The sequence below is a fragment of the Paenibacillus sp. GCM10027627 genome, assembly GCF_042675505.1.
Taxonomy (GTDB): domain Bacteria; phylum Bacillota; class Bacilli; order Paenibacillales; family Paenibacillaceae; genus Pristimantibacillus.
The window spans coordinates 764,521-789,689 of sequence record NZ_JBHTHB010000002.1; the positions used below are offsets into that span (position 1 = coordinate 764,521).

The window sequence follows — 25,169 nt, forward strand, 5'->3', positions numbered from 1 at the left end:
ACAAATGCATTTATCGGGGTAACAGAACAACTTCCACCAGGTCCCCCGCCTCTGCTCCTCGTGAGCCAGAAGGAATGAGAGCCAGCCCATCCGCCTCTGAAATAGATGCCGTCATGCTGGACTTGCCAAATGTCAGCGGCGCGATTGCCAGCCTGCCGTCCTCTCCATAGCGGATTTTAGCTCTTACATAGCGGACATGAGGGCTGCCTTTTCCAATATCGGCAGATAACACGGCTTTAATAACCGGCGGCAATGGTTCGTTGTCTCCCTGAAGCAAGCGAATGACAGGCGCTGCGAACAATTGGAATCCAACAAAGCAGGCTCCCGGATTGCCAGAGAGTGCAATGATGGGCAGCCCATCAATTAGAGCTGCGGAGGTAGGACTGCCTGGCCGCATGGCGACACGATTGAACAGCAGCCTGCCAGATTTGTCCGGATAGCCAGGCTCGCTATCGATCTCCATTTTGCGGAACAGCTCCGCCATTGCATCAAAATCGCCAACGGATACTCCTCCAGTGGTAACAATGAGGTCCACGCCCTGTCTAATGGCTGCAAATGCCGAAGCGATAGCTTCCGCTTCGTCGGGCAAAGTGCCGCAGAGGAGCGGCTCTCCTCCGCATTGCCGGATCATAGCCGCGACCATGGCGCTGTTGCTGTCGCGAATCCTCCCCGGCGAGAGCTCCGCCTCGACCGGGAGCAGCTCGCTGCCCGTGGCGTATACCGCCACACGGGGGCGCGAGTAGACCGGCACGGCGGCATAGCCGAACGTGCCGAGCAAAGCGATATGACCCGGCCGCAACAACGTGCCGGGCTCGACAACGGGGCTCCCGAGGCGGAACTCCTCGCCTCGGGGCGCCACATGCTGGCCGGGAGAGGCGGCGGCTTTCACCAGCACCGCCTCCTCGCCTCCGGCCAGCATGGCTTCTGCGGTCTGCTCCAGCATGACGACCGCATCCGCCCCTTCAGGCACAGCCGCGCCCGTCATAATGCGCGCGGCTGTGCCCGGCTCCACGGCCGCAAGGGCGAGCCCGCCCGCCGCGACCGTTCCTATGACGCGCAGCGCCGCCGGGCTCTCCGGCGACGCTAGCGTTGTATCTGCCGCGCGCACGGCATAGCCGTCTAGCCCCGAGCGCGCGAAGGGCGGCCAGTCGCATGTCGCGCGCAGCGGCTCAGCGAGACGGCGGCCGCCGCATTCCGCCAGCGGCACCCGCTCGCTGGCGGCAAGCTTCTCCTTAGCTGCGGCAAGCAGCAGCCGCTGCGCCTCCTCCACTTTTACCGTCCGGCGGCGAAACCGGCCGTCCCCTTTTGTTTCATTCCGAACCGAATGATCCATCCCGATTCTCCCCCGCCAACGTTATCCGACCCATGAATACTTCCACTCCATATTGTACCACAGCTTATTTCCACTTACAGATTAAACAAGTCTGAGCGCAAGCTCACTAAACCAGCAACCGCTAGTATGATACACTTGTCCATATCGAAAGAATTTCTGTATCAAAATGTGCTTTGGACGGATAACAAAGCTCCCACATCCAAACCATCAACCATCTACCGGCAAGGAGGCTTGAAACTTGAGTCAACCAACTGAAAAGCAGCGCCCCCGCATCCTTCAAATCGTCGGATACAAAAATACCGGCAAAACCACATTGGTTTGCCGGCTAACGGAATTTTACAAGGAAAAAGGATATCGGGTAGGAACGATCAAACATGACGGACATGAATTTCATATGGATCAGCCGGGTACGGATACATGGCGTCATCAGGCGGCAGGTGCTGATATTACCGCCATCTCGTCCTCCAGCCATACCGCCATACTTAAAAAGGGCGGCGACACTTTAGACGATCTTGTCAGCGCAATGGAAGGCGCCGTTGATCTTATTTTGGTGGAGGGGTTCAAAAACGCTCCCTATCCCAAAATCATTCTCCTTCGTGAAATCGCCCACCTAGCCTTGGCGGAACAGCTTGTCGCTCCTATCGCACTTGCCTTGTGGCCTGAAGTCCGGTCCGCAATAACAAGCCATGCCGGTGCCATTAACGATCAGCTGTCTACAATTCCCCAATTCGACCTCAACGACTATAACGAAATGATTAACCAGATTTCAAAAACGATAAACTAATCCGCAATTCCTTGTTTATGCGCGTAGATGGCCGCCTGTGTGCGGTCGTCGACTTGCAGCTTGTTGAAAATGTTCGTCACATGGAACTTCACCGTTTTGACGCCAATAAACAGCTCATCGGCAATTTCCTGATTCGATTTGCCTTGAGCAACTCGTTTCAGCACGTCCATTTCCCGTTCAGTCAAATCATCATGAAGCGGAGCCTGCTCCTGCTGCTTCGGCGCGCGGAATCGGTTCATCATTTTGGCGGCTACTTGCGACTCCAGTACGGATTGGCCTCTGGCCGCCGCGCGGATCGCCTCGGCAATTTCGCTTGCCCTAGACGTTTTGAGCAAATAACTGAACGCCCCCGCCTCAATGACAGGATATATTTTGCTGTCGTCAATAAAGCTCGTGAGCACGATCACTTTGCATTCGGGATGTGTTTCCAGCAGCTTTGCCGTTGTTTCAATGCCGTCCATTCCCTCCATCACCAAATCCATTAGCACAACGTCCGGTTTATAGGACTGCGCAAGCCGAATGCCGTCTATGCCGTTGCTGGCTTCTCCGACAACCTCAATGCCTTCTTCCGTATCCAGAACGGCCGCCAGCCCGATTCTCACCATTTCATGATCGTCTACCAAAAGCACTTTAATCGCTTGTTCCACAAATTCCTCTCCTCTCTGTTATTCGCTTTAGCCGTTCGGAGCATTTTTTTCTATTGGCACCCACAGATGAATGGTTGTCCCCTCGCCTGGCTGCGACAGCATTTGCAGCGCGCCTCCTAGCTCGTTGACCCTCTCTTCCATCGTTAGAAGTCCGTAGGATGTCTGTTTTTTCGCCTCCAGATCAAATCCTACTCCGCTGTCCTGCATCGTCATATGAACCCGATTATCAATTCTAAGCAGTCTAATTCTCATACTGTTCGCTTTCGAGTGGCGAAGAGTATTGGATAGGGCTTCTTGAGCAATACGGAACAAATGATCTTCGGCTTGCGGCAGTAAGGCAATCGACTCATCGACTTCCAAAACAATATCCATCGGCACCTTTTGCTTCAGTTCATCGACAAGTGCGGACAACGCTTGCCCCAAATTTTTGCCTTCCAAATGAACGGGCCTAAGATGGAGCAGCAGCGCTCTCATTTCCGATTGGGCAACAGCTGCCATCTCTTCGATGAGCTGCACCTGGCGCTTTGCGCGCTCCCAGTCTCGTTCGATGGTTCGGCTAACCGCGGTCGCGGTCATCGAAATTGCGAACAACTGCTGGCTAACCGCATCATGCAATTCTCTTGCTAGCCGCTGACGCTCTTCGATAACGGCAGTGAACCTCACCTTTTCTTTCCATTTCGGATCGCTGGCGTGACCCTCCGCTTCTTCGTCATGCTCATCATCGGAACGGTTAAGCGTAACTGCATAAGGCCGTTTCAGCTGCTGTTCGCTCAATCTTTTGATAGCCGCCTTCAGCTTGGAGTTTTGCAAATAGCCGTTCAGTGCGGCGGCGGCAAGACCGACGCCTACTATACTAAGGCCGACAACAGCCCACTTCCCTTTCAAAAGAAAAAGCTCAAATACATCCAGTCCAGCAAGCACAATAACAACAAGGCTAAAAATGATAAGGAGCCACAAAATGCTCTCCACCGTATTGCGTCTTCTTGCATTTACTTGCTCCCGACTCTCTTGCTCTTGCCTATTGTGCATACTTTATAGCTCCTTATGTAGCTTTCTCCGCCCTCTCCTCTCCAGCGCGGATCATGCGGCTTACATTCATTTTACCCCATAAATGCAAGAAAGAGCAGGCCGGATTACCGACCCGCCGCTTTCTTTGGCTTAAATATGGGTTATTTCGTTTCTGGAGCGTTTGTGCCAGCAGGTGCATTTGCACCGTTTAATTTACTTTTCAGAGCTTCTAGCTGCTCGTCGACTTTAATCCGCTTCTCAAGGTCAACCGTGCTAACCGGTTGGGAAGAGCTGCCGCTATAGGAGTACGGAGTGCGCAGTACGTCGGCTTCCGCTTCCAATTGCATAATTTTCTCTTCCATGCGGTGGAAACCGCGCGACGCTGTACCGCTGTCGATTGTGTGGTTGGATGTCAATTGAGCCATTTGCTTTTGTGCTTTTGCCACTTGAGCGCGGGAAACCAATTCGTTGCGCTTGTTGCGAAGCTGGTAAAACTCTTCTTTCATGCCATGGAGCTGTTGCAGAAGCTCTTCCGCTTGACTCTTCGTTTGAGCGTGCAAATCGATGTATTCCGTCACCTTTTGGTCAAAGTACAGCTTTTCTTCCAGCAGCTTGCGAGTCAAGTCTTCTTGTCCTGCGCGAAGTGCCGCTTCCGCTTTCGACTCGCGCTCTGCCGCGTTGCGTACGGAGTCCTCCAGACGCTGCTTCATGCGGCGCTCGTTCGCCATCTGTTTCGCAACCGTGACTTCAGCTTGATGAATTTCAAGCTCCATATCGCGCAAGTATTGATTCAACATAACAACCGGATCTTCCAGTTTGTCGAGTACCTCGTTCAAAGATGCTTTTGTCATATCCTTCATACGTTTAAAGATTCCCATATTGTTATTCTCCCTTCTCGTATTTCGCTAGTTTGGCTTTCAGTTCTTCGATTTCGCGACGCAATGCCTTTTTCTCCAAATCATCCATCATGCTATCAAATTGGGAGTTCGATGCCGGCTCTTCTTTGCCATACGGCGCGCCCCAATTTGGAGCGGATGAATGAGGTCCCGGTTGGTTGAATGGGCCGGCAGGACCGTTTTGCGGGCCGAAACTGCCGCCAAAGCCGCCGTTTCCACCGAATCCGCCATTTCCACCAAAACCGCCGTTAAATCCCCCGGCTTGGCCGTATCCATTGCCTTGAGGGCCGTACCCGCCGTAGACCGGCGGTTCTTTAGGGACGACCAAGCCAGCAATGAGATAGATAACAATGACTACGCCGCTTGTAATCAGCGTAATGATGATCAGCAGAATACGGATAAGCGTCGCATCCACATTCAACGTCTCGCTAAGCCCGCCGCATAGGCCAAGAATTTTTTTGTCACGTCTGGATCGATAAAATTTACTCAAGCCCAGCCCTCCTTCTCCAATTTGCGCTTCAGATCCTCAAGCTCACGTTCAATGACCGATTTAACCGTATGGCCGAGCCCGTCCTGTTGAAACTCTTGTCCCATTCTGCGAACGTCGCGCAAACTTTTTGCTTCTTGCTCCATATCGTTAATGCGATCTTCCATCTGGCGGAACATGGATCCCGGCTGTGCGCCGCCTCCGCCGTTCAATCTGCTGTTCATGCGCTGCTGAAGGCGAATCGACTCCATGCGAGCCGCATAGTATTCACGCTTATCGTATACCGTTTGATATTCACTGCGCATCTCGCGCAATTGTTCTTCCAGATCAAGCGTATTTTGTTTGCTTTGCTCATAAAGCTCTCTATATTGAGCAGCCCTCTCTTCGCAGCTTGCCTTCTCGTGCAAGGCGATTCGGGCCATATTTTCTTCTCCAGCCTTCAGAGCTGTCATCGCTTGCTGTTCACGGCGTTCCTTTTGAGCCTCTGCTTGCAGCCATTGCGCTCTTAAGTGATTGCTATGTGCGGCATATTGCTGATGCAGCTTTTCCGCTTGAATAATCTCTTCCCTCGTTGACCATAGGAATTGATCGATCATCCGAACTGGATCTTCCGCTTTCTCCAATCTCTCGTTCAAAGTAGCGACTGTGATATCACGAATGCGTCTCGCAATGCTCATTATATGTCCTCCCGATCCAGTATTCTCTATTAATAAGATTTCCTTTTATTCGACTTGAATAAGGAAACTCCGCCTGCAATCAATCCCACGGCCAGCAGCAGCATTAGCCATCCGCCTAGTTTACCCAATAGCACAACGGCGCCGATGACAATCAAGATTCCGCCAACCGTCTTCTTATTGTTCATCCATCCGACGATGCCGAATCCAATCAAGATAAACGGAAGCAGGAAGCTGATGATCCCTCCGAGATTCAGGTCGAAGAAGTTCAATACGGCAAGCGCGCCTACAACAATAAGCATTACACCCAATGCGCTTTTTCCATTCATGACCAAAATTCACTCCTTTCTTCTATTAGAATTTCTTCATAATCGTTCATGCGTTATGTGTTGCTGCTCTTGCTTATGTACTTAGTATAGATGGATCAAACCCTTTATAAAACAGACTTTCGACGGTTTCTGAACTAGACCTTGGTCGAGTCACACCTCGGACTTTGGAGGCCGAATTGGGTGAAGTACCAGTTTTTACAGCTTAAAACGCTTGCAAAGCCTATGTTACGGTATAGCTACCAACCAGGAGGTGCACTTATGAAACCAACTTTATTCAAAAAAACAATTGTCGCCGGAATCGTAACTGCCGCATTGCTTACGACAGGCGTAACTCAATATTCTGTAAGTGAACACGCTTACGCTGCTTCGGCTTCCAGTTCATCCAAAGTCGAGGCTGCAATCAAACTCGGCGGAAAGTACTTGGGTACGCCTTATGAATTCGGATCCAACCGCAACACAACGAAGACATTCGATTGCTCCGATTTCGTAAAGCATATCTTCAAGCAAGCGGCAGGTAAAACTCTGCCAGGCTCATCCGCAACACAAGCAGCATATGTGAAAAAGAATTCAACGGTTAAAACAAGCTGGTCCAGCTTAAAGCGCGGCGACTTGGTGTTCTTTATGTCCTATAAAGGTTCTTCTGCTTCCAGCTACTCCAAACTAAATAAGTCGAAACAAAAGGTAACTCATGTTGGCGTTTATTTAGGTAACGGCAAAGTGATGCATACGTATTCCAAACAAAGCGGCGGCGTTCGTGTCGACTCCATCAAAGGCACACAGTGGGAACACCGGATGATCTTTGGCGGCAGCGCTCTGTAGTCTGACTCTGTATACGCTGAAAAAACGAAATCGCCGAAGGAACATCGCGTTCCTTCGGCGATTATCATTTTATTGCCTAAACTCCTTCATTTAAGCCTCTTTATTGTCGCTGTATGCTTGCCGGCATCTCCTGCTTCACCAGAGGTTAATTCTTTTTCGGCTCTCGCTACCAGCTTAATGCCGGAATAAATATCTGTTTCGCTTAAATTGGCGTAGCCTAGTAAAAAAGTGGCGTTGGACGGTTTGTTTTTTATGTAGTAGCCAGATGCCGGATAAACTTTGACGCCGTATCCTTTGGCACGTTCCGCAATATCCCCTTCACTTGCTCTCGTATCCATTTCAATTAGCATATGCAAGCCTGCCTCATCTCCAAAACAGCGCGCCCGTCCGCCAAAATGTTTCTCCAAAGCGGATACAAGACTTTTTCTGCGCGACGCGTACAGCTTTCCCATCGTATGAACGTGCTTGGCAAATTGCCCGCCCCGAATAAACTCCGCCAATGCCTCCTGCTCGATGGTTGGGGTCATTCGATCGGTAATACATTTGATGGCAAGGAAAGGCTCGATAAGAGCAGGCGGCAAAATCGCGTACCCTATTCGGAGCGCAGGAAACAACGTTTTGCTGAAGCTGCCGACATAGATGACTCTTCCGGCGGAATCCAAACCCGCAAGCGCGGAAACCTTTTGCCCTACATAACGATATTCGCTGTCATAGTCGTCTTCAATAATAATCGCCCCTGTTTGCCTCGCCCAGCCCAGCAGCTCTACTCTGCGCTTTAATGACATAGTCTCTCCTAATGGAAACTGATGAGATGGGGTAACATAAACCAGCTTCGGAGTTTTATGCTTAGTCGACGACTTGCCTTTTTTCCGATATTCGCTGAGCTGTTTTACGCAAAATCCTTCTTGGTCCACTTGCACCGGGATCACTTCTGCGCCTGAGTAAGCGAATATTTCACGCAGTACAGGATGTGTCGGGTCTTCTACCAGCACTTGCTCCCCTTTTGTTAAAAACATTCGGGCCAATATATCAAGCGCTTGAGTAGCGCCGGTCGTAATAACGATTTGCTCCGGCATAGCCGGAATGGATCTCGTCGCGCGAACGAGTCTCGCAATTTCTTCAAGCAACGCCTGTGAACCGGCAGCTGAACCATACGATAGCGTCTCCGGAGTTGCCATGTGGCATGCTTCCATTAAAGCTTTTTTCCACTTGTCCATAGGGAAGGTGCCCCAAGCCGGAATGCCATGGCGGAAGTCGATGATCGTCTGCTGCGATCTCTCGTCTTGATCTTCTATTGGAAAATGTACATTGTCCGCAATGGTCGGAATGCGAGTAAAGTCGTCATAACTGATTTCGGTTTCGATCGCTGCCGCAACGTCCGGGCCTCCATGGTGCTCAAAAGGATTTGTCACGAAGGTCCCCGCTCCCCGCTTCATCGTCAAAAATCCTTCCGCTTGCAACTGCTCGTAGGCTTGCAGAACAACGGTACGGGATATATCAAGCTGCTCCGCCAATAAACGGGAGGAAGGAATCGCGTCTCCCGTGCCGATCATCTCTTTTGAAATGATGAGCTTAATGGCTTCGCTGACTTGTACATGAAGTGGAATATTCGAATATTTATCTACTGAAATCCATAATTCACGCATGCCTTCACCCCCTGTAAGATGGATTAGCCCCCGGTTCAAAAAGCAACCGGAGGCGCGTATAGAGTAACGCTATTCAACTTATGATAAATAGTGCAGCTTTATCTGTTTTTAAGAAGATCGAACACTTGCGCCACGTCTTTGTCTCCGCGTCCAGATATCGAAACAATGATGCTTTGATCGCTATCCATCGCCCCTGCCGCTTTGATGGCGTATGCAACTGCATGGGCGCTTTCCAAAGCAGGGATGATTCCTTCCGTTTTGGACAGCTTCAAAAATGCGGACAAAGCCTCTTCATCGGTTACGGCGACATAGTTGGCTCGCCCCGTATATTTATAATAGCTATGTTCCGGGCCAACGCCGGGGTAATCCAGACCTGCCGCAATGGAATGGCATTTCTCCTCGTCGTCCATGACGTAACATTTGAAACCGTGAATGACTTTAGGCTTCCCTGTACTGAGAGGAGCAGCGTGAATCCCCGTTTCGAGCCCCTGTCCTCCAGGCTCTACCCCTACGATGGCGACTTCCGCATGTTCAACAAACGGATGGAACAAGCCGATCGCGTTCGATCCACCGCCTACGCAAGCCATAATGAGGTCAGGAAGACGGCCTTCCTTCTCTAAAAACTGCTCTTTGGCCTCGCGTCCTATTATGGATTGAAAGTGCCGGACCATAAGCGGAAAAGGATGAGGCCCTACAGCCGACCCCAATAAATAAAAGGTATGCTCGTAACTGGTCGAAAAGTCGATTAGCGCTTCGTCCACCGCTTCTTTAAGCGTGCGATTGCCCAATTTGGCCGGTACGACTTTTGCGCCAAGCATCTCCATGCGGAACACATTGAGCTGCTGTCGCAACATATCGACCTCGCCCATATAGATTGTACATGGGATGTTCAGCAATGCGCACACCGTTGCAGTTGCGACTCCATGCTGCCCCGCCCCCGTTTCGGCGATAATCCGCTTAGCCCCCATCCTTTTGGCTAAGAGAGCTTGTCCTATTGTATTGTTGATTTTATGGGAACCGGTATGATTTAAATCTTCCCGCTTCAAATAGATTTTGGCTCCGCCCAATTCCTTGGTCAGCCGCTCTGCCAAATAAAGCGGACTTGGCCTGCCGACATACTCCTTCAAATAATATTGAAATTCCCTTTCGAACTCGGGATCATCCTTATATTGATTAAATGCTCTATCCAGCTTGTCCAGTGCAGATTTCAACTCGTCTGGAACATAACTTCCGCCAAAAAACTCGTGTTCGTCTCCAAAAATTCCGTCACTGGTTACCTGTACCACGCTCATCTTACAACACCCCTCAACAAAGTTTAGATTGGACTAAAGCTTGTACGCCGAAACTGATGTTTCCACTGGTAAGGAACGGTGCAATCGAAAACCGCTTTTGAAGTCATGCCAGGCATTTTGATGGAACTAGACATTCCGGGCATTTGCGAAGGATCTAGCGGAAATCCTTGCATTCCCGGCAAGACAATCAGATCGGAATCCGCCTGAAACCTTGTCGCCATCGCCCACCATGCCTCTTCTTCGCTGAATAGATTTACGTCTTCGTCTACCATTACAACCTGCTTAATCATGCGGAATGTACTGATAAGAGCAATTCCGGCTTGTCTCGCTATCACGTCGTCCTGTTCATTGCGTTTGTTCACCTGCACAAAAGCAAGAAGCTGTCCGCCACCGGAAGAGCTACAATACGCATTTAGAATAGGGGTCGGAAAGTGTTGGCGCAAAAAATGTAAAATAGAAGCCTCCATCCCGACAGCCAGCAAATTCGACTGTTCATATCCCGGTCCGATAACGGTTTGAAAAATGGCGTCTCGCCTTTCTCTAATGCCCGTAATTTTGATAATAGGCAAATAGGGATGGGCTTTGCCCGTGTAGCCTAAAAATTCGGGCATCGAATAGCCGCCTGCGTCGCCCTCCGCACAATATTCGTGCGTAATTTCCCCTTCCAGCACATATTCAGCATTCGCTATGTAATGTCCGGAATTGCTGCGGCAGGGGGATAGTTTGACTGGACGCTTTCTTATGCCGCCCGCAATGGAGAGCTCATTGCAGCCATAGGGCGCAATCGCCCCGGTACAACTTGCCGCAATATAGACGGCGGGATCAAGCCCGATATTAATCGTGATAGGCAGATTTGTCCCAAGCCCCTTCGCGGCATGGTGAAATCGCTCCAAATCTCGGCCAGGCACCATCCAGATCGTCAGCTCATTGCCGCTTTTGACCCACAGACGATGGATGGATACATTGGCTTCGCCCGTAACGGGGTGTTTCGCAACTACGACTCCTAGCGTAATATACGGTCCCGCATCATCAGGCGTCATGGTAGGTATTGGAAGTTTATTTAAGTCTACTCCCTCCCGGTAACTAGCGTCAATGCCCCATTCTTCTCTTACTTCGGGCTCAATTGGATAACGGATGGCTGATAGCACAATATCCGACATCCTCTCCTCCTCCGTGCCGAGCAAAATGGCGCATCTTTTGCGAGTACCGAACAGCCCGGCAAGAACGCTTTTTTCGGCTGGCGTTACCTTCTCATAATAGACGGACGGCCCTTTGCCGGTAGGAGCTGCTACCGGCGTTCCGCCGTACATGGAATAATGCGAGGCAAGTTCATATCGAGCCCGAACCGGAGTACTGATCATTAGAGGGGGATCGTCGTGCCTCGTAAGCCAATCGATCGCAGACCTCAGGTCGTAAACCTCCATTTTAATCGTTTGCGACCCCGGCAATCCCTTGGCGGCTGCGCAAATGCTCAAGCTGCATTTCCGTTAATACTTTAATCAACGTCTGATAGACGGGAACAACAATATGCGGTTCGAGGCCGTTTGCTTCCGCAATATGACTTACCTTGTCCAGCACTTGCTGTACGCGGTCGCAAGATTTGACGGACTCTTCGTCCGTTTTTAAAACCATCAGTTTTTTGACGATTGCCGTTCTTTGTGCCAGCAGCTTAATAATGTCATGATCGATTTCGTCAATTTGTTGGCGGTAGCCGGCAAGCTCCTCTTGATTTTCCTGATTCATCTAAAGTTCCCCCTATACTGTTTGAGAGTTAAGTTTGGAGCGGCAATAGCGCTCAGCAAAATTTAAAAACATGGCCAAACCATGTTCCGTATATACGCTTTCCGGATGAAATTGTACGGACTCGATTGGAAAATGCTTATGGCGCAATCCCATAATGTAGCCGTCATCCGACGACCATGCCGTAATTATGAAGCAGTCGGGCAGGGAATCCCTGCTTACAATTAACGAATGATACCTAGTCGCACGTAGCGGTTCCTCCAAAGATTGAAAGCAGCCTGCTCCGTCATGGTGAATCTCGCTAGTTTTGCCGTGCATCAAGTTGTCTGCTTGAATGATTTTACCCCCAAAAGCAAGCCCGATCGCTTGATGTCCCAAGCAAACTCCCAAAATCGGGATAGAACCCGCGTAACGTTTAATCAGCTCTACATATTGAGCATCGGCAGGATGTCCCGGACCTGGGCCGAGCACAATAAAATCGGGATTTATAAGCTCGATTTGTCCACGCTGGAGCTGGTCGTTCCGTACAACCTCGACTTCTATTCCGGCTTTCATTAAATATTGACAAATGATATATACAAAGCTGTCATATGCATCAAGAACCAACGCTTTCATAAACAACCTCCTTGCCCGTAACAGCCCAATAGGTAGCGGCTAATTTATGAAATGTTTCTCTCCACTCCATTTCCGGCTTGGAGTCTGCGACGACGCCCGCCGACGCCCGCAAATAATATTCTTGTTTCGATGCGTTGTGTATCGTCGTTCGAATGCAAAGAGCCATATTCACAAATCCGCTAAAGTCAATAAAGCCGAGTGCGCCGGCATAGGGACCGCGGCGAGTCGTCTCCAACTCCTCGATAATTTCCATCGCCCTAACTTTGGGAGCGCCCGTCATCGTGCCAGCGGGAAATGTAGCGGCAATGATGGCGTAAGCGTCCATCTTGCGTTCTTTAACGCCTGTCACACTGGATACTAAATGGTTGACATGCGAATATTGCTCAATCGTCATCAAATCATCAACTTCCAATGTTCCCGGGCTGCATACTCGGCCGATATCGTTTCTGCACAAGTCAACAAGCATAATATGTTCGGCGATTTCTTTTTCATCTGTTTTTAACTTCAATACTAAGTAATCGTCTTCCATTGGCGTTTTGCCGCGTGGACAAGTTCCCGCAATTGGCCTCATCGTAATGAGATCGTCCTGCACTTTCACGAACAGCTCCGGACTAGCGCCGATTAGCGTGATCTCTCCAAATGGAGCCAAATACATATATGGAGAAGGATTTCTTAATCGCAATCGTTTATAAACCTCGATGGGATCGACCTTGCTTTTGACATGAATTTGATGGCCGATTTGAACTTGGTAAATGTCTCCTTTTGCGATATAAGAAAGAGCTTTTTTGACATTCTCTTCGTACTGCTGTTGTTCAATGGTAAAATCGACTTGATCCGGCTCCACTACGCCATCCTCTTCAAATCCTCTGACCGAAATAGAATCAAACACAATGGTTTCAATTTCTTTTCGATCAATGGACTCCCAATGCAGCGGTGCTTGGTTGAGAATTAGCCTAGTTGTACCTTCTATTAAATTGTAATCGATCAACCCTTGATATATGGTTAAGCTTACGTCAGGAACGCTCTCATCCCCGGCAATGATACGCGGTAGCTGCTCAATATAACTAGCCGTATCATAGCCAAAGTATCCGAAATATCCGAATGTAAACGAATTTCCATCCCCTTCCGCTGAAGCAGCAAATCTAGCTTGAATAAACCGCAATAAATTCCACAAATCCTCTTTGTCCACAAGAGAGATTTCTTCCTTATTTTTTGATAAAAGGTGAAGTTCGATGGCATCCCTTACAATTGATTCGGATAGACCAGGATTGCCGCTCAGTTGAACCTTCCGATCCCAAACATTAAGGGTAAGCAGCGGTTTGAAACCGAGAATCGTACTCTGCGCATCCTTAGCCGGACCGGACAAAGATTCCAGCAGAAACACTTCGCTTTGGCCAAAATAAGACTTAAGCTTCAAGTAAGCTTGAAACGAATCGTGAGCAGGCATAGCGTAGGTTTCAGTCACAACTCCAATAGTATCCAACAACTTGTACTCACATCCCGTTTTTGGATTTTTATTTATAGCCTAGCTAGCTTCGTCAATAACAAAAACGACAGTGGGCCCTTCCAACATTCCTTGAGAGCGATGAGGATCGCCGTCCGGGATGACAAAGCCCATGCCAGGGCTGCAGGCCACTTGCCGGTCGCTGTAATGAATAGTAAACTCGCCTTGCAGCACATAGCCTATATGACCCTTCGAACACCAGTTTTCTTCATTAAATCCCGGTGGAAGCTCCAGCAGCCTCAACCTTTTATTGCCGACAAAACACATTTTCACTCTGCCGTTTGCACCCGGCTTCTCCCAAGTCGTCCATTCCATATTAGGAAAATCGATTCCGCACAAATCTTTTATGTTTTGTTCCATAACGCTTCATCACCTTTATCGAGTTTTCATTAAACGATTTCCACATACCGCATAAGCTCTTCTTGGATCATCCTCTCATTCGGCTCGTCGTTTCTCAGAAAAGGCTGGTTCGTAAGTACGGTGTAGTGCTTCATCATTTGAATCATATCGATCATCCGATGTACCGTCCGTCTAACCGAATCCATCCCTTCCAAATCCTTGAACACATCGCTTGGTTTGCCGCCATGGAGAAAAGCAGGAAAGCCGCTTCCCGTAATAATCATCCTGTTGAGCAAAAAGTTGCTTATTAGCTGCGAATACACTTGATTGTGGTTGTATCTACGGCCAGTTATAATCGCGCTAGCCACCTTATTGGTCAAAGGACGATCAAACCTTAAATAACAGACTCCCGCACGCTCGATAAAATTTTGCATTAATTGCGACATACCGAATCCATGTACTGGTACGGCATATATCAGACCGTCCGCCGCAATCATTCGTTCAATAATATAGGGCATATCATCCTTATACTCGCAGGGCCCTTCACTGCTATTACAGTCTCCATGCAAGCCGCTTGTGCCAATTCGATAATCCCTCAAATTCAAAATCGAAAAATGAACTCCTCGCGAACGGGCCAATTCCGCGCAATATTGCAAGGCTTGATCAGTGTTTCCTCCGGCGCGGGTGGACCCGCATATCGCCAACATTGTTACAGGATAGGAAGAAGGCATCTTCTAAAGTTTCACTCCTTTTCACTGCTAGATCAGCTGTTTTACAAAATAAGCGGCAGCAACTGAAACGGCAATAATGACGACGAGCGGAACTTTTTTTAACAAAACAAGTCCGACCGCCACAATGCCGGCCGTCAGCCCAACCCACGGCGTTGTTTCGTCGACTTGGAATATGCCCGGGACAACCAATGCCGATAAGACGGCCAGCGGCAGATTGTCCACAAACCAATGACTTTTAACCTTTTTATTTTCTGCGTCGACTTTTTCCACAAGCAGGAGTGGAGTAAATCGAAGCAGAAACGTAATAAGTCCCATGGCAAAGACAATCCACACCAATGCCTATCACCCCCCTTCAGCGCGTTTTTGATTGAATAAGCTTCCGGCCCATGTCCCCGCCAGCATCGCTGCCAAAACGGTGGCATGGCCGAGATAAGGCGATAGCAGCCATGAAGTTAAAGCGGCAACTATAACGATGACAACATTTTTTCGGCTGCCCCTTATCATCGGTACGATTAAGGCAATCAACAACACATATAAAGATGTATTAAGCGCCGGCAAAATACTCTCCGGTATATATTCCGCCAACACTATGCCTGCCCACGTCGAAAGTAAAGTAATCAGATATGGAGGCAGCTCAAGCCCTAGCAAATATGGAAACGTCACTTTGGTTTGATAGCCTCCGCCCTCGAGACTTGGCATCATACTGACGGCGTAAACCTCCTCTGTCAATCCAAATGCCGTTATGGCCCTCTTCCAAGGGCGGTCAAACCGCGAATTTTTTTGAAGAAAAGATAGGCTTATAAAAAAGTACCTTAAGTTAATGACAAAGGTTAACAAAAGAATAAGAGGAGGAGCGACGCTAGTTGCCAGCAGCTTTGCTCCGATAAATTGGCTTGCCCCGGCATATACAACTGCAGACAACAAAAAAATTTCCCAGTTGCTTAGAGACAATGCCTTGCCATATAAACCAAACGTAATACATGCGGGAATATAGCCCATTAATATAGGGATAGAGTCTAGAGCGCCTCTTCTAAAAGGGATAGCGGACTCCTGGAGTCTAGCCATTGTTAATTGGCTCCTCGCTCTTGAAAGTGATATTCAAAGGTGGGAGTTTCCGCCGAGATAAACCCGAAAGCGATCTTACTGGGGCCTGAGGAAAAGGGATGAAGCAGATCGAACAATAGGTTGGTGGTGGCCTCAACCAAAACTTTGGCCTCTTTATGAACAGCTTCTACTGTAAAAAGCATAGATGAAGATTCGCGGGTTACTTTCACAGAATCGCTTTGCCGCCAATTCCAGCGCCTCGAATGCGCACGTCCGAATTCATCGGCATAAATGATTTCGCCCTCTGAAGCCATTTCTGGCTCCTCCGGCTTGCCGATTGGCAAATAGGGCTCCGAGCCGGTCGCTTTCCTAATCGTAAGTTCTTGTATGCCTTGAATGTCGCAAGCTGCAATCGGTGTACGAGACTTTAAGGCAATAGCATTGCAAAGATCAACTATGGTATGTACCCGCGGCAAAGAACCATGTTCAATAACCCGTTTAAGCAGCGATTCTGCGGCACAAGGATATTTCGCGGGCTTGGCACCAAACTGGCTGTACACTTGACGCCATGCAGCTATGCTGGGCAGCTGACTAATGGTGCTCTTCTCCAGCCCGGATTCCGTAATTTCACGTTCCATATGTTTAAGCAGCCCTTGAACTTCATCATCGCGATCCGTATTTGCCACTTGGGGCACTACAATGAGACCTACAGCCAAATCAGGCGCAATTTCAAAAACGTCGCCCGTAAACGAAACTTTAATTTTATGGTTTGCGTGCTGTGCTTGGTATTCTATATAATCTTGAGCACCCATTATATTCCCCCTCAGTTATTGTGAACTGAGTTCAAGCATACCTCAGGAGCAAAAGCTTCGTTAATAACCAATTTATAAATAATAATGCATACCAATTCCATTTGGTTGCACTTTCGGTTCGTAAATGGAAATCTATTTGGGGAGGACGATTAAGGTATGTAGACTTCGATGTAGACACATAATCAAGTGCATCGTCACTATAATGGTAGGATTGATCTATAACTCTATTCATTAATTATTGTAAGAATTGTTAGGCTTTGATAAGCTGAACATATTGCTGAAAGCCAGCAAATTCAACTTATTTCTCATCGTCGTATTAATTAGATGTGCCTTGGAGGAAATCAGATAATGAAAAGTTCAGCTTTAAAGCACATTCGAAACTTGGACTACGCCGTATATGGGAATTTAATTGTACCTTTTCTGATGTTTGATGCTGAGGTTATGTTTCAAATTCATGATGATCATGATTATGGAAAATGCCGGATCGTTAGTAAGCCACGAAAACGTAATTATAAATGAATGGACTATAATCGAATGGAGAGCCGCCTAATGCACTGGCTAAATATTGATATCCCTTTAAAAACCGCTACGATTCATATTACTTCATGCCGTCATATGAGTGATCACAAAAAACGTCCATCCGACGGTGGATGGACGAAGCATGATACTTTGAAAAGCACAATAGAATCTGCTGAGATGGACAAAAGGTTTACAGGTAAATTATGCGGACATTGTATGCACAAATAAATAAGATAGGGGGGCTTTGCGTTATTATAGCCTTATAAAATAAAAAAACACTGACGATTGATATACAGTCAGTGTCTAATGTGCATTTGTGGTGCCGGTGAGAGGACTCGAACCTCCACGGTTTCCCTCACGATTTTGAGTCGCGCTGCGAAAGGCTTCTCGTCATCGTTCGTTGATACTACGCCGTTCCTCGTACTAAATCGCAGATACGATTTGATCCCCTGTTCACTATTCGGACAGTCAACGTCATATCATTTCGTAATCGTGCGATATATCCAAATTATAGGCGGAAATTAGCGTAGTGTCAAACGTGTTTCTTCTATTATAATATATACTCCCCGAGTTATTTTTATTGTGCGCAAATTCTGAGCGCCTAATGCAGCAAAATTAGCATCCCCCTTGGGGGTACTCGTTCGCACGACTCAACCGCGCATGACTTCTAGTCTTACGAGCTGCCTCCGCTTATCAAAAAACGCCGAAAACCCGCATGGTTACGCCATTTCTCCGTAATTATCCTAATAGCATATACGGCCGATCCCGGTCCAATTTGCATTATTTTACGTATTAGGCCGTAAATATGCGGTCATATCGTCGCGACCCCGTGAGTTTTCGAAGGGCTTCCGGCCGGAGCCTCGCTGCAAGAAAATCGGCCGTTTGTAAACCGGTGTAAACCCGATTTATCCCGCATATGTATCCTCGCGTAACCACCTCGTATCCTCCCGTAACATCTTTGTTAATCGTAATATCTACGTTTTACTCTACGTAGCTTTGATTTACGTGAATTATACGGCAGGATTCGTTAAAAATAAGTGGGCCTTACATTAATACCTACGTAGTTTTACATTGGCGCTCCTTCAACGCCTCGATCCGTGCCCGTAACGCATCAATATCTACGCTCGATTCGCCGCTATGTCTCGCTTCTATATCAACCTTATCCGTCAACATTGCGTTAGCCTGCAATACCAACTTAGCGGATGCGGCCGACTGTTGCTCGATTGCACTACGGATCATCGCGTCCATGACATCGCCTAGTCTATCAGCCGAATAGCGTCGAACCTCCGCTCTTAGCTCCGCTTGGAAATCGTCTGACCGGCGCCAATTATGAAGCGTCATACGTGATACACCGCATAGCTCCGCGATTTCTTCTAACGTCTTACCGCCGTGCTTCGGTTGAACTAACCATTCAATAGCGGTATACTGTTCCTGTTTTAGCATCGTTATTCCTCCTATTGATGAATTAAACCTATTAAGTAACAATTCGTACATAACGCAAAAAGGCTCCGCCGTAATGACGGAGCTTATTTGATTTTTAATCTATACCGCTTCTAAAGCGGCTATCCTCGATTCTAGTCCTTGGACATATGATAAATTCGCCTTTTCATTTAACGCTTGCTGTAATGTTTGGCCTCCGGAGGTTGTGCTATATAATCGAACCCAAGATGGTACAGTAACTCGGCCGCCCATTGTCGAAGGTTCAAGTTGAATATCCCCTGCAGTAGTTAGAAGCAAGTTATTAGTTCCAAAAACGCGCATCGTATTATTAAGACTGGATAGTTGGCCTCTGACAGTCCCGCCTTGTACCACGTTTATAACCGGAGAGCCCGCATAATTCGCATTTACTTGAATGTAATCGTCTGCGCTTCTGAGAACCGTAAACGCTTTATCGCTTGCCTTCATTTCAGCACGTGGGTACGCATCCATGGACGTAGAGATATGCGCTCCTGTAATCGTTCCGCCGCTTATAATCCCGCCAATCAACGTTCCCGCGTTAATCACTCCGCCATTAATCGTAGACCCGTTAATCACCGCAGCCTGTAACGTTCCCGAAAAATACGCGTTCCCCGTCGCCGAATCTTGCCATATCGTACGCACGCCGGATTTGTTAAACAACGCTAGTCCATATTCGCCCGGCGCCGTCTGCCCTAGCCGTACCATCGTCCGGTTTTGATCGTCGGCGACCCGCATACCGAATCCGTCGACGAGCGTAATAGAATCGTCGTATTTAACGCCTTTCAACACGGCGTTTTCCGACGTATAAACCATCGCTCGCTTGCTACCGACGGTCGCCTGCCAAATGTAATCGGCCGCGGATAATTGACGGAAATTCGCCAGCACGACACGGCCTCGCTTCGGTTCAAACGGATACCGCTCATAGTCCGTTACCCGCGCATCGAACCGGTATCCCATCGATTCATCAATCACCGTAATCGTATCGCCGACGCTGCGGATTGCCTCGCCGCGGAAGTCTGCGGAAACTTTTTCGAGCTCAACGAAGTCGATTTCGTAGGATACTTTCGGCAACTCGACGGTCGCTAGATGCTTTTGCATGGCGGCGAGCAAGCGGCCTTGATCGTCAATCTCCGGAAAGTCAACGGAACCTTCGAATAGATGGCCGGGGTCGGCGTACTGCGAATCGATATATTTCGTAGCCCGGCCGCCGTAGCCTTCAATTGTAAGCCCGTTTTTACCGTATCCATAAAGCCGCGTGATTCGTTCCATTGACTGGGATTTCCGTACAATACCGGTTAGATTCTTCTTGTAACGGATTTCAACGCCATAGTTGCCACCCTTACGTGTTGTTAGCGTGATATTCGTGTTATCGAACGAAAGCTCACCGTTATAGAGCGATCGGACTTCGGTCAGAAGCTCGTATTTCCGTTTCTCTCCGAATTCGAATACGTCCTGGTTCGTAAAGGTACCTTCCACGGCCATTGTATACGGCGTGCCATTTCCGATCATACTGAGTAGCGTTTCTGGCGGCTGGGCGGCTGCAAAGTCGATATAATTGTCGAGAAAGTAATGTCCGAGGTTGAACGCCACATGGTGCGCTTCGACCTGTTTATAGATTCGGAGCCCGCGTCTTTCTTCGTGTACACTCTTGATAACGAAGTGTTGGCCGCGCTCAACTCCATTGGGGAACCGGACTTCGTTCTCTTCAACGAGTGCGTCGTACCGGTCCTTATCGTCCGGCAATCGTGGGTAACTAAAGGTGACATAATACTGGCCGTTTAAATTCTCCCGGACACAAACGTCAGAAGCAGCGGCAAGTATTTGTTTCGCGGGCTGCCCATTAATAACGGAGTGGACTTCGAGCCTGCTTCGGAATTTATCCGTCAATTAAGCCCCTCCCTTGAACAGTTTACGTAGCATTTCGTCGCGGAATCGTTCCTCGTCGGTCCTTTCGTCTTCCCAAGTTGTTGGGAACTCTTCTTCCGGTAAAACTTCGTTCTCTTTTTCGTTTAGCATGCGTATCCCCCTTAAATAAAAAAGAAGCCAACGGATTGTAGATCGCTGGCCTCTCGCTATGATTACGTGTTACTCTGTTAGTTGTGCGTCATAAGCACGTTTAATTTGCGTATATAGCACTCGCATATCAACTGTACTATTTTGCCGTGCGAGCTTGTACGCTACATTTACGTCCGCTTTACGGACTTTACCGCCGTTTGAAACTAATTCGGATAGCTTCGTTCTTGTTTCAAGCCAGTCACGCGCCCTATAATGTATATCCTCTACGTGGTATGTCCGATTGTCGCGAAGGATTTGTGCGCGTCTAATATCACGAGCGTCGCCGGATTGCTTTGCGCGTGCCTCCATCTCTTCCACATATGATTCAGCAGGAAGCTCGGCGTACTCATTACCTTCATCCTCGCGGAAAAGGTCTTGTATTTCTGCGTACCATGCCTCACGTGCCGCCTTATATTCTGCGATCTTGCTGGGGTTCCCACCGCATAGTGATTTCATTTCTTCAAGTTTGGATAATGTCATTACTTTGCACTCCTTTTAACATATTGGACACTTCGTGGCATTATCTCTTTACCAAGCCAACGTAAGTCACCATCTTTAATGTAATGTAAATCGGTTTCTTCCGTCCGCTGAAAATCGCAGTCCGAGAAGCTATACGTATACGCGCCTCGTCCATCTGTAGGATGGAGCGTCCATACTACGGCTATTTGTTCTGCTTTCAAGTCGTTTATGACACCGCGATAATTAAAATAGGCGTCAATATACGCCATCTTAGCGTCAAGAAGCGCTTTTGCAGCAGGATCGGCGATTTTCTCTTTATAATCCGGAAGGTAGTCGTCTTTCCACGCTTTTACTAGATCATCCGGAGTCAGACCGGATCGGCGTCCCATAGCGGTAATTTCGTACTCACGATCCTTACGCCTGAAAATCCGCTCTGCCGCATCGATCTTGTCGGACAACGTGTCCAATTTGGCACTATCATCTACGCCTGTAGCCACGGACTGGTGTAGTTTGTATTCATATTCGGCCTTTAGCTCCTTCAACTCGGTAAACGCTGCTTCTCTTTTCGTGTATGCCTCACCTACTGTTGCTGCATGTCTTGCCGCTTGTTCTTTGTACTCTCTCAATGTTTCAAATTTCATAGTCATAATCCCCTTTAATATAAAGTTTGACCTTGCTAATTGCCCGATAGAGCCACGTACGCCATACTGGCGCTTTCTTGCGCGGCTCTAACGTCTCAATTTTGTATAACTCACGTAGGATTTCCGCGTTCTGCTCGATATGCCGCCGGGTTTCGCGTGTATCAGACGGATGCTTTATCGTAGCCATGACGCCGGGCCTCGATAACGTCTCCATATAGAGCGCTCGATTAGACGTCCACATTTCCGGTACACTGATCGCGTGCGCTTCCGTTAGTTTCCGAATAACAAATAACATTGTATGAACGTCGCTTTCGGCGGCAGTCAGAAACGTCATACCGTCGACCATACGGCCTTCAGGATTATAAAGCAGCGCGACAACAAAAGGTGAAGCTTCGACGTACTCGACGTTAATTACGATTAGATGTCGCATATTTTCTCCCTCCGCTACAGCTTTACGGACAACGTGCGCCCGCGCCGTATAGCATCATTCGCGAGCAGCAACGTGTTCTGCCCGTACCTCCGTATAAATTGTTGATACGGCACATATCCGACTTTAATCGTCATTGGCCAATACAGACGAACCGCTGTTTCGATCGCTGTTGACCGTTGGAACGCGCGGTTAAAACTCCGGAAGATGACCGTATCGTGCGCTTGATCAACGCAAATAAGCACCTCCGCAAGAATGGTCGGAATCGCTTGTTTAACGGACGGCGTTTTTAGATCGCCTGCCCACGATATAACATGATACGACTCAATACCGTCCGGCCCCAATGTTTTTAACTCAACGCCTGCATAAATCCGACTACCTTCGCTGATAATCGCAACGTCGGCATACGTAATCTTAGACATTGACGAGCTGAATATCGACCGCCTTTTCGCGGCCGTTCCGTTTATCTACGCCTTCTTCGTAAGCCAACGTTACTCCTTCGCGGATAAATGCTTTGTTCCCATCAATAACATCGGACACGTGGAAAAATACGTGTTTATTAATCTTTCCGAAACCCTTATCTACGCTGAAGTACGTCACCTTACCGATATGCTTCGAGGGGCATACAGGCAGGAACTCCGGTTCCGGCCGCTTATTCTTAGCCCTTCGTGGACTGGTGGCGATAGACGGGCCAACCCGGTCGTATACCTCCGCCATATCTACGCCTTTAATTCCATCCCACGTTTTTTGTTCTACGAACATTTGAATTCCCCCGTTTTGGTAGTTTCGTTCTAACAAGGCTCGGCGCCATTAATCGGATAATCCGATCGCTAACGCTATCCCCATAGTGCAATATGCCTGCTATGTCGCCGGTCATCGAATCGACGACGGTTACGCGTTTAATGTACGGCTTTCCCGGTTCTTCTTCGATTGCGGAAACGAATAACATTGGCGATTACCTCCGTTTTAAGATGTGAGATTCGAAATAACGGCATTGCGCTGGCTGCTCCCGCCAATACTTGCATCTCGGATCGGATTCCGTCGCCAGTGCCGCCATAATTGCGCATGTCCGGTCCGGCTGGATAAACTCGCAATAGCTTCGTGCTTGCTTGGCGCGATCGCTATTCATCGTGCTTCACGTCCCAACTAATACTCACATTACCGATTCGCCCGGCATGCATCTCTTCGATTCCGCGGATTACGTCCGATAACTTGTCTTTTGCGATGTGCGTAAACGCCATATCGTAAAGTACCTCGCCGCTGTCCGCATCGACATATCGTACATCGACACCCTTGCTACCTTGGCGAACGTAGATAACGATCTTATCATCCATTCTGCATCGTCCTTACTGCGGCCGCCTGCGTATGCGTCCGACTTCGTTTGTTACCGCTGCCTACATAGGCCCGTTCCGTTTTGCGTCCGGTCGTAAGACGTGTACGTTTTGTTACTTAATAGGTTTAATTCTCCGAAGTAGCAAGGAACTACGAAGACAAGAGACTAGAATACTGCCTGCGTGGTAATATCCGCCGTAGCTCCGCTTCAGTGTAATAGTATCTAATACAATCACTAAGACGTCCGCCTCCCTCCGCAAATGAAAAAAGACCTTCACTGTCGCCGCCGTCGCTATCAATTGATAACGTTATGCGGTACATGTTCGGTCTTTTAATGAATGTTCCGGATTGTTTCCGGTTTCGATCTACAATTTCAACCACGCCCATTTGCTCGAGTACGTTAACCTGACGCTTCGCCGTCATTTCCACTAATCCGGCTGTCTCCGCCATCTGTTTATACGTCATATAAAACGTACCAGTCGGCCCCGCCCACCGCTTAGAGTGAATCAACATTGCGTACGCCAGCGCCTTATGATTCTTTTGCGGGCAGTATCGGATAATGGCGTCAATCTCGGCCATCGATACCGTTAAATTCCGTTGCTCAATCGTAAGCGTTAAGTCGTTGTCATAAACGTACGCTACACAATCCCTCAAGTCCTTTGCGCAACAGTCGGAATCTGATGAGTAAAACCGCACATCCTGCCATGTCAGCCATTCCGCTATCCGTTCCTCGGCTTCCGTACTTTCGATCCCGTGGTGATTCATAAACCGCGCGAGCAGCAAGAACGACTTGTGTCGCTGACCCGGACCGGTTAATCCTGTTTCGTAGCGGTCAGCCGCCAGACTTAATGTGTAGCTCTCGGACTGGTCGTACGTATTCAACGGCTTATATCGGGCGACTGCGTTCTCCATTTCGTCCGCCTGCTTCGTTTCGTACGCGTGTGAATACTCCGTTATTAATTCATGAACGACTTCGTGATTGGTCTTCTCCAACGACAGAAAATATTCTTCAGATTCTTTCTTGTCCATTACGGTGAGCCCGTCTTCAACCTTACAGAACCCGCAGTATCTTCCATTCCCTTGATGAACGCCAAGCGGTAACTTAATTCCTTGTGCAGCCGCCGGACGAAACTCGACCATTCCGCCATCGATTCCCATAACATCCGCAGCTTTCATAATAAACTCGAAGAATCGCAATGCTGCGTCATTACCGATTGCTTTGTCGAGAAATACGTCGACGTGGTATCCTTTGTTGCCGGAGAAGGATATTGCGTGACCTATACCGTTTCGGTCCAGCTCGGCCGCTAACTTGTACGTTACCCATCGAGCCATATCGTTATCGCGGAAATCTACGTCAAACGCTATGAACTTTGTAAGGTAACCGCTCGCGAACGTGCCTACCGTTGTCTTACCGCTTAGATGATTCTCGAGCATGTATCGACGTAGCGGTTTGTCTCGGTTATCCATCGTAATGTAATGCCCACCAGACAACTGAAGGAGATAATGATAACTTTGGATAAGATACAAGTCGAACAATTTGTCTATTACTTTGGAATTTTGACTGGTCAACCGTTAGCC

The 25,169-nt window shown here is 48.5% G+C and carries 32 protein-coding genes; 2 read left to right on the forward strand and 30 right to left on the reverse strand.

Going from position 1 to position 25,169, the window contains the following annotated elements:
- Positions 1–10 precede the first annotated feature (10 nt).
- Entirely contained in the window at positions 11–1,333 is a 1,323-nt protein-coding gene (locus tag ACFQZE_RS11470) for a molybdopterin molybdotransferase MoeA (RefSeq protein WP_379356884.1), read from the reverse strand.
- A gap of 238 nt (positions 1,334–1,571) precedes the next feature.
- Between ACFQZE_RS11470 and mobB the strand changes: the two genes are divergently transcribed.
- Positions 1,572–2,117 carry a molybdopterin-guanine dinucleotide biosynthesis protein B gene (gene mobB, locus ACFQZE_RS11475; protein WP_379356886.1) on the forward strand — a complete coding sequence of 182 codons (546 nt, stop codon included), beginning with the start codon at positions 1,572–1,574 and terminating at the stop codon, positions 2,115–2,117.
- Here mobB and ACFQZE_RS11480 read toward each other — a convergent pair.
- The 6 genes from ACFQZE_RS11480 to ACFQZE_RS11505 all read right to left on the reverse strand — a co-directional run bounded on the left by ACFQZE_RS11480 (position 2,114) and on the right by ACFQZE_RS11505 (position 6,158).
- Positions 2,114–2,764, reverse strand: a complete 651-nt coding sequence (locus ACFQZE_RS11480; RefSeq protein ID WP_379356888.1) for a response regulator transcription factor — start codon at positions 2,762–2,764, stop codon at positions 2,114–2,116. The genes mobB and ACFQZE_RS11480 overlap by 4 nt on opposite strands.
- A 27-nt stretch (positions 2,765–2,791) precedes the next feature.
- The gene (locus tag ACFQZE_RS11485) at positions 2,792–3,793 is read right to left on the reverse strand and encodes a histidine kinase (RefSeq protein WP_379356890.1); all 1,002 of its coding nucleotides are present in this window, start codon (positions 3,791–3,793) and stop codon (positions 2,792–2,794) included.
- A 140-nt stretch (positions 3,794–3,933) separates the two neighbouring features.
- The gene (locus tag ACFQZE_RS11490) at positions 3,934–4,650 is read right to left on the reverse strand and encodes a PspA/IM30 family protein (protein ID WP_379356892.1); all 717 of its coding nucleotides are present in this window, start codon (positions 4,648–4,650) and stop codon (positions 3,934–3,936) included.
- Between the two features lie 4 nt (positions 4,651–4,654).
- On the reverse strand, positions 4,655–5,158 hold the full coding sequence (locus ACFQZE_RS11495) for a PspC domain-containing protein (protein ID WP_379356894.1): 504 nt from the start codon (positions 5,156–5,158) through the stop codon (positions 4,655–4,657).
- Positions 5,155–5,832: a PspA/IM30 family protein gene (locus ACFQZE_RS11500; RefSeq protein WP_379356896.1), complete on the reverse strand. Its 678-nt coding sequence runs from the start codon at positions 5,830–5,832 to the stop codon at positions 5,155–5,157. Before ACFQZE_RS11500 ends, ACFQZE_RS11495 begins: the two co-directional genes overlap by 4 nt.
- Before the next feature lie 29 nt (positions 5,833–5,861).
- The gene (locus ACFQZE_RS11505) at positions 5,862–6,158 is read right to left on the reverse strand and encodes a LiaF transmembrane domain-containing protein (RefSeq protein WP_379356898.1); all 297 of its coding nucleotides are present in this window, start codon (positions 6,156–6,158) and stop codon (positions 5,862–5,864) included.
- 258 nt (positions 6,159–6,416) lie between these two features.
- Between ACFQZE_RS11505 and ACFQZE_RS11510 the strand changes: the two genes are divergently transcribed.
- The gene (locus ACFQZE_RS11510) at positions 6,417–6,977 is read left to right on the forward strand and encodes a C40 family peptidase (RefSeq protein ID WP_379356900.1); all 561 of its coding nucleotides are present in this window, start codon (positions 6,417–6,419) and stop codon (positions 6,975–6,977) included.
- A gap of 86 nt (positions 6,978–7,063) precedes the next feature.
- On the opposite strand, the gene pdxR is transcribed toward ACFQZE_RS11510, so the two are convergent.
- The 23 genes from pdxR to ACFQZE_RS11625 all read right to left on the reverse strand — a co-directional run bounded on the left by pdxR (position 7,064) and on the right by ACFQZE_RS11625 (position 25,160).
- On the reverse strand, positions 7,064–8,623 hold the full coding sequence (pdxR, locus tag ACFQZE_RS11515) for a MocR-like pyridoxine biosynthesis transcription factor PdxR (RefSeq protein WP_379356902.1): 1,560 nt from the start codon (positions 8,621–8,623) through the stop codon (positions 7,064–7,066).
- 98 nt (positions 8,624–8,721) lie between these two features.
- The gene (trpB, locus tag ACFQZE_RS11520; RefSeq protein ID WP_379356904.1) at positions 8,722–9,915 is read right to left on the reverse strand and encodes a tryptophan synthase subunit beta; all 1,194 of its coding nucleotides are present in this window, start codon (positions 9,913–9,915) and stop codon (positions 8,722–8,724) included.
- A gap of 23 nt (positions 9,916–9,938) precedes the next feature.
- Entirely contained in the window at positions 9,939–11,390 is a 1,452-nt protein-coding gene (locus ACFQZE_RS11525; protein WP_379356906.1) for a UbiD family decarboxylase, read from the reverse strand.
- Positions 11,341–11,658 (reverse strand): chorismate mutase, encoded by a 318-nt coding sequence (locus ACFQZE_RS11530; protein ID WP_379356908.1) that lies wholly within the window; start codon positions 11,656–11,658, stop codon positions 11,341–11,343. Before ACFQZE_RS11530 ends, ACFQZE_RS11525 begins: the two co-directional genes overlap by 50 nt.
- Before the next feature lie 12 nt (positions 11,659–11,670).
- The gene (locus ACFQZE_RS11535; protein ID WP_379356910.1) at positions 11,671–12,270 is read right to left on the reverse strand and encodes an anthranilate synthase component II; all 600 of its coding nucleotides are present in this window, start codon (positions 12,268–12,270) and stop codon (positions 11,671–11,673) included.
- On the reverse strand, positions 12,251–13,756 hold the full coding sequence (locus ACFQZE_RS11540; protein WP_379356912.1) for an anthranilate synthase component I family protein: 1,506 nt from the start codon (positions 13,754–13,756) through the stop codon (positions 12,251–12,253). The genes ACFQZE_RS11535 and ACFQZE_RS11540 overlap by 20 nt, the downstream gene beginning before the upstream one ends.
- 39 nt (positions 13,757–13,795) lie before the next feature.
- Positions 13,796–14,134 (reverse strand): AraC family ligand binding domain-containing protein, encoded by a 339-nt coding sequence (locus ACFQZE_RS11545; protein WP_379356914.1) that lies wholly within the window; start codon positions 14,132–14,134, stop codon positions 13,796–13,798.
- Between the two features lie 29 nt (positions 14,135–14,163).
- Positions 14,164–14,844, reverse strand: a complete 681-nt coding sequence (locus tag ACFQZE_RS11550; protein ID WP_379356916.1) for a flavodoxin family protein — start codon at positions 14,842–14,844, stop codon at positions 14,164–14,166.
- 27 nt (positions 14,845–14,871) lie between these two features.
- Positions 14,872–15,177 (reverse strand): AzlD domain-containing protein, encoded by a 306-nt coding sequence (locus ACFQZE_RS11555; RefSeq protein ID WP_379357046.1) that lies wholly within the window; start codon positions 15,175–15,177, stop codon positions 14,872–14,874.
- A gap of 9 nt (positions 15,178–15,186) precedes the next feature.
- Positions 15,187–15,909 (reverse strand): AzlC family ABC transporter permease, encoded by a 723-nt coding sequence (locus ACFQZE_RS11560; protein WP_379356918.1) that lies wholly within the window; start codon positions 15,907–15,909, stop codon positions 15,187–15,189.
- A gap of 2 nt (positions 15,910–15,911) precedes the next feature.
- Positions 15,912–16,700 carry a B3/B4 domain-containing protein gene (locus ACFQZE_RS11565; RefSeq protein WP_379356920.1) on the reverse strand — a complete coding sequence of 263 codons (789 nt, stop codon included), beginning with the start codon at positions 16,698–16,700 and terminating at the stop codon, positions 15,912–15,914.
- A gap of 1,575 nt (positions 16,701–18,275) precedes the next feature.
- Positions 18,276–18,662 (reverse strand): phBC6A51 family helix-turn-helix protein, encoded by a 387-nt coding sequence (locus tag ACFQZE_RS11570; protein ID WP_379356922.1) that lies wholly within the window; start codon positions 18,660–18,662, stop codon positions 18,276–18,278.
- A 99-nt stretch (positions 18,663–18,761) separates the two neighbouring features.
- The gene (locus tag ACFQZE_RS11575) at positions 18,762–20,564 is read right to left on the reverse strand and encodes a phage tail spike protein (RefSeq protein ID WP_379356924.1); all 1,803 of its coding nucleotides are present in this window, start codon (positions 20,562–20,564) and stop codon (positions 18,762–18,764) included.
- Positions 20,565–20,693 (reverse strand): hypothetical protein, encoded by a 129-nt coding sequence (locus ACFQZE_RS11580; RefSeq protein WP_379356926.1) that lies wholly within the window; start codon positions 20,691–20,693, stop codon positions 20,565–20,567.
- A 69-nt stretch (positions 20,694–20,762) separates the two neighbouring features.
- The gene (locus tag ACFQZE_RS11585) at positions 20,763–21,212 is read right to left on the reverse strand and encodes a hypothetical protein (RefSeq protein WP_379356929.1); all 450 of its coding nucleotides are present in this window, start codon (positions 21,210–21,212) and stop codon (positions 20,763–20,765) included.
- A complete protein-coding gene (locus ACFQZE_RS11590) occupies positions 21,212–21,832 on the reverse strand; it encodes a hypothetical protein (protein ID WP_379356931.1) in 621 nt (206 codons plus the stop codon). Before ACFQZE_RS11590 ends, ACFQZE_RS11585 begins: the two co-directional genes overlap by 1 nt.
- On the reverse strand, positions 21,822–22,262 hold the full coding sequence (locus ACFQZE_RS11595; protein WP_379356933.1) for a hypothetical protein: 441 nt from the start codon (positions 22,260–22,262) through the stop codon (positions 21,822–21,824). The genes ACFQZE_RS11590 and ACFQZE_RS11595 overlap by 11 nt, the downstream gene beginning before the upstream one ends.
- Positions 22,263–22,276: 14 nt before the next feature.
- On the reverse strand, positions 22,277–22,681 hold the full coding sequence (locus ACFQZE_RS11600; RefSeq protein ID WP_379356935.1) for a hypothetical protein: 405 nt from the start codon (positions 22,679–22,681) through the stop codon (positions 22,277–22,279).
- Positions 22,674–23,021, reverse strand: coding sequence for a cold-shock protein (locus tag ACFQZE_RS11605; protein ID WP_379356937.1), 348 nt, complete (start codon positions 23,019–23,021; stop codon positions 22,674–22,676). Before ACFQZE_RS11605 ends, ACFQZE_RS11600 begins: the two co-directional genes overlap by 8 nt.
- Positions 22,987–23,208: a hypothetical protein gene (locus tag ACFQZE_RS11610; RefSeq protein ID WP_379356939.1), complete on the reverse strand. Its 222-nt coding sequence runs from the start codon at positions 23,206–23,208 to the stop codon at positions 22,987–22,989. Before ACFQZE_RS11610 ends, ACFQZE_RS11605 begins: the two co-directional genes overlap by 35 nt.
- A gap of 6 nt (positions 23,209–23,214) precedes the next feature.
- Positions 23,215–23,388, reverse strand: a complete 174-nt coding sequence (locus ACFQZE_RS11615) for a hypothetical protein (RefSeq protein WP_379356941.1) — start codon at positions 23,386–23,388, stop codon at positions 23,215–23,217.
- Complete coding sequence (locus ACFQZE_RS11620; protein WP_379356943.1) at positions 23,381–23,593, reverse strand: hypothetical protein; 213 nt, start codon at positions 23,591–23,593, stop codon at positions 23,381–23,383. The genes ACFQZE_RS11615 and ACFQZE_RS11620 overlap by 8 nt, the downstream gene beginning before the upstream one ends.
- 148 nt (positions 23,594–23,741) lie before the next feature.
- Complete coding sequence (locus ACFQZE_RS11625) at positions 23,742–25,160, reverse strand: TOTE conflict system archaeo-eukaryotic primase domain-containing protein (protein WP_379356945.1); 1,419 nt, start codon at positions 25,158–25,160, stop codon at positions 23,742–23,744.
- Positions 25,161–25,169 lie beyond the last annotated feature (9 nt).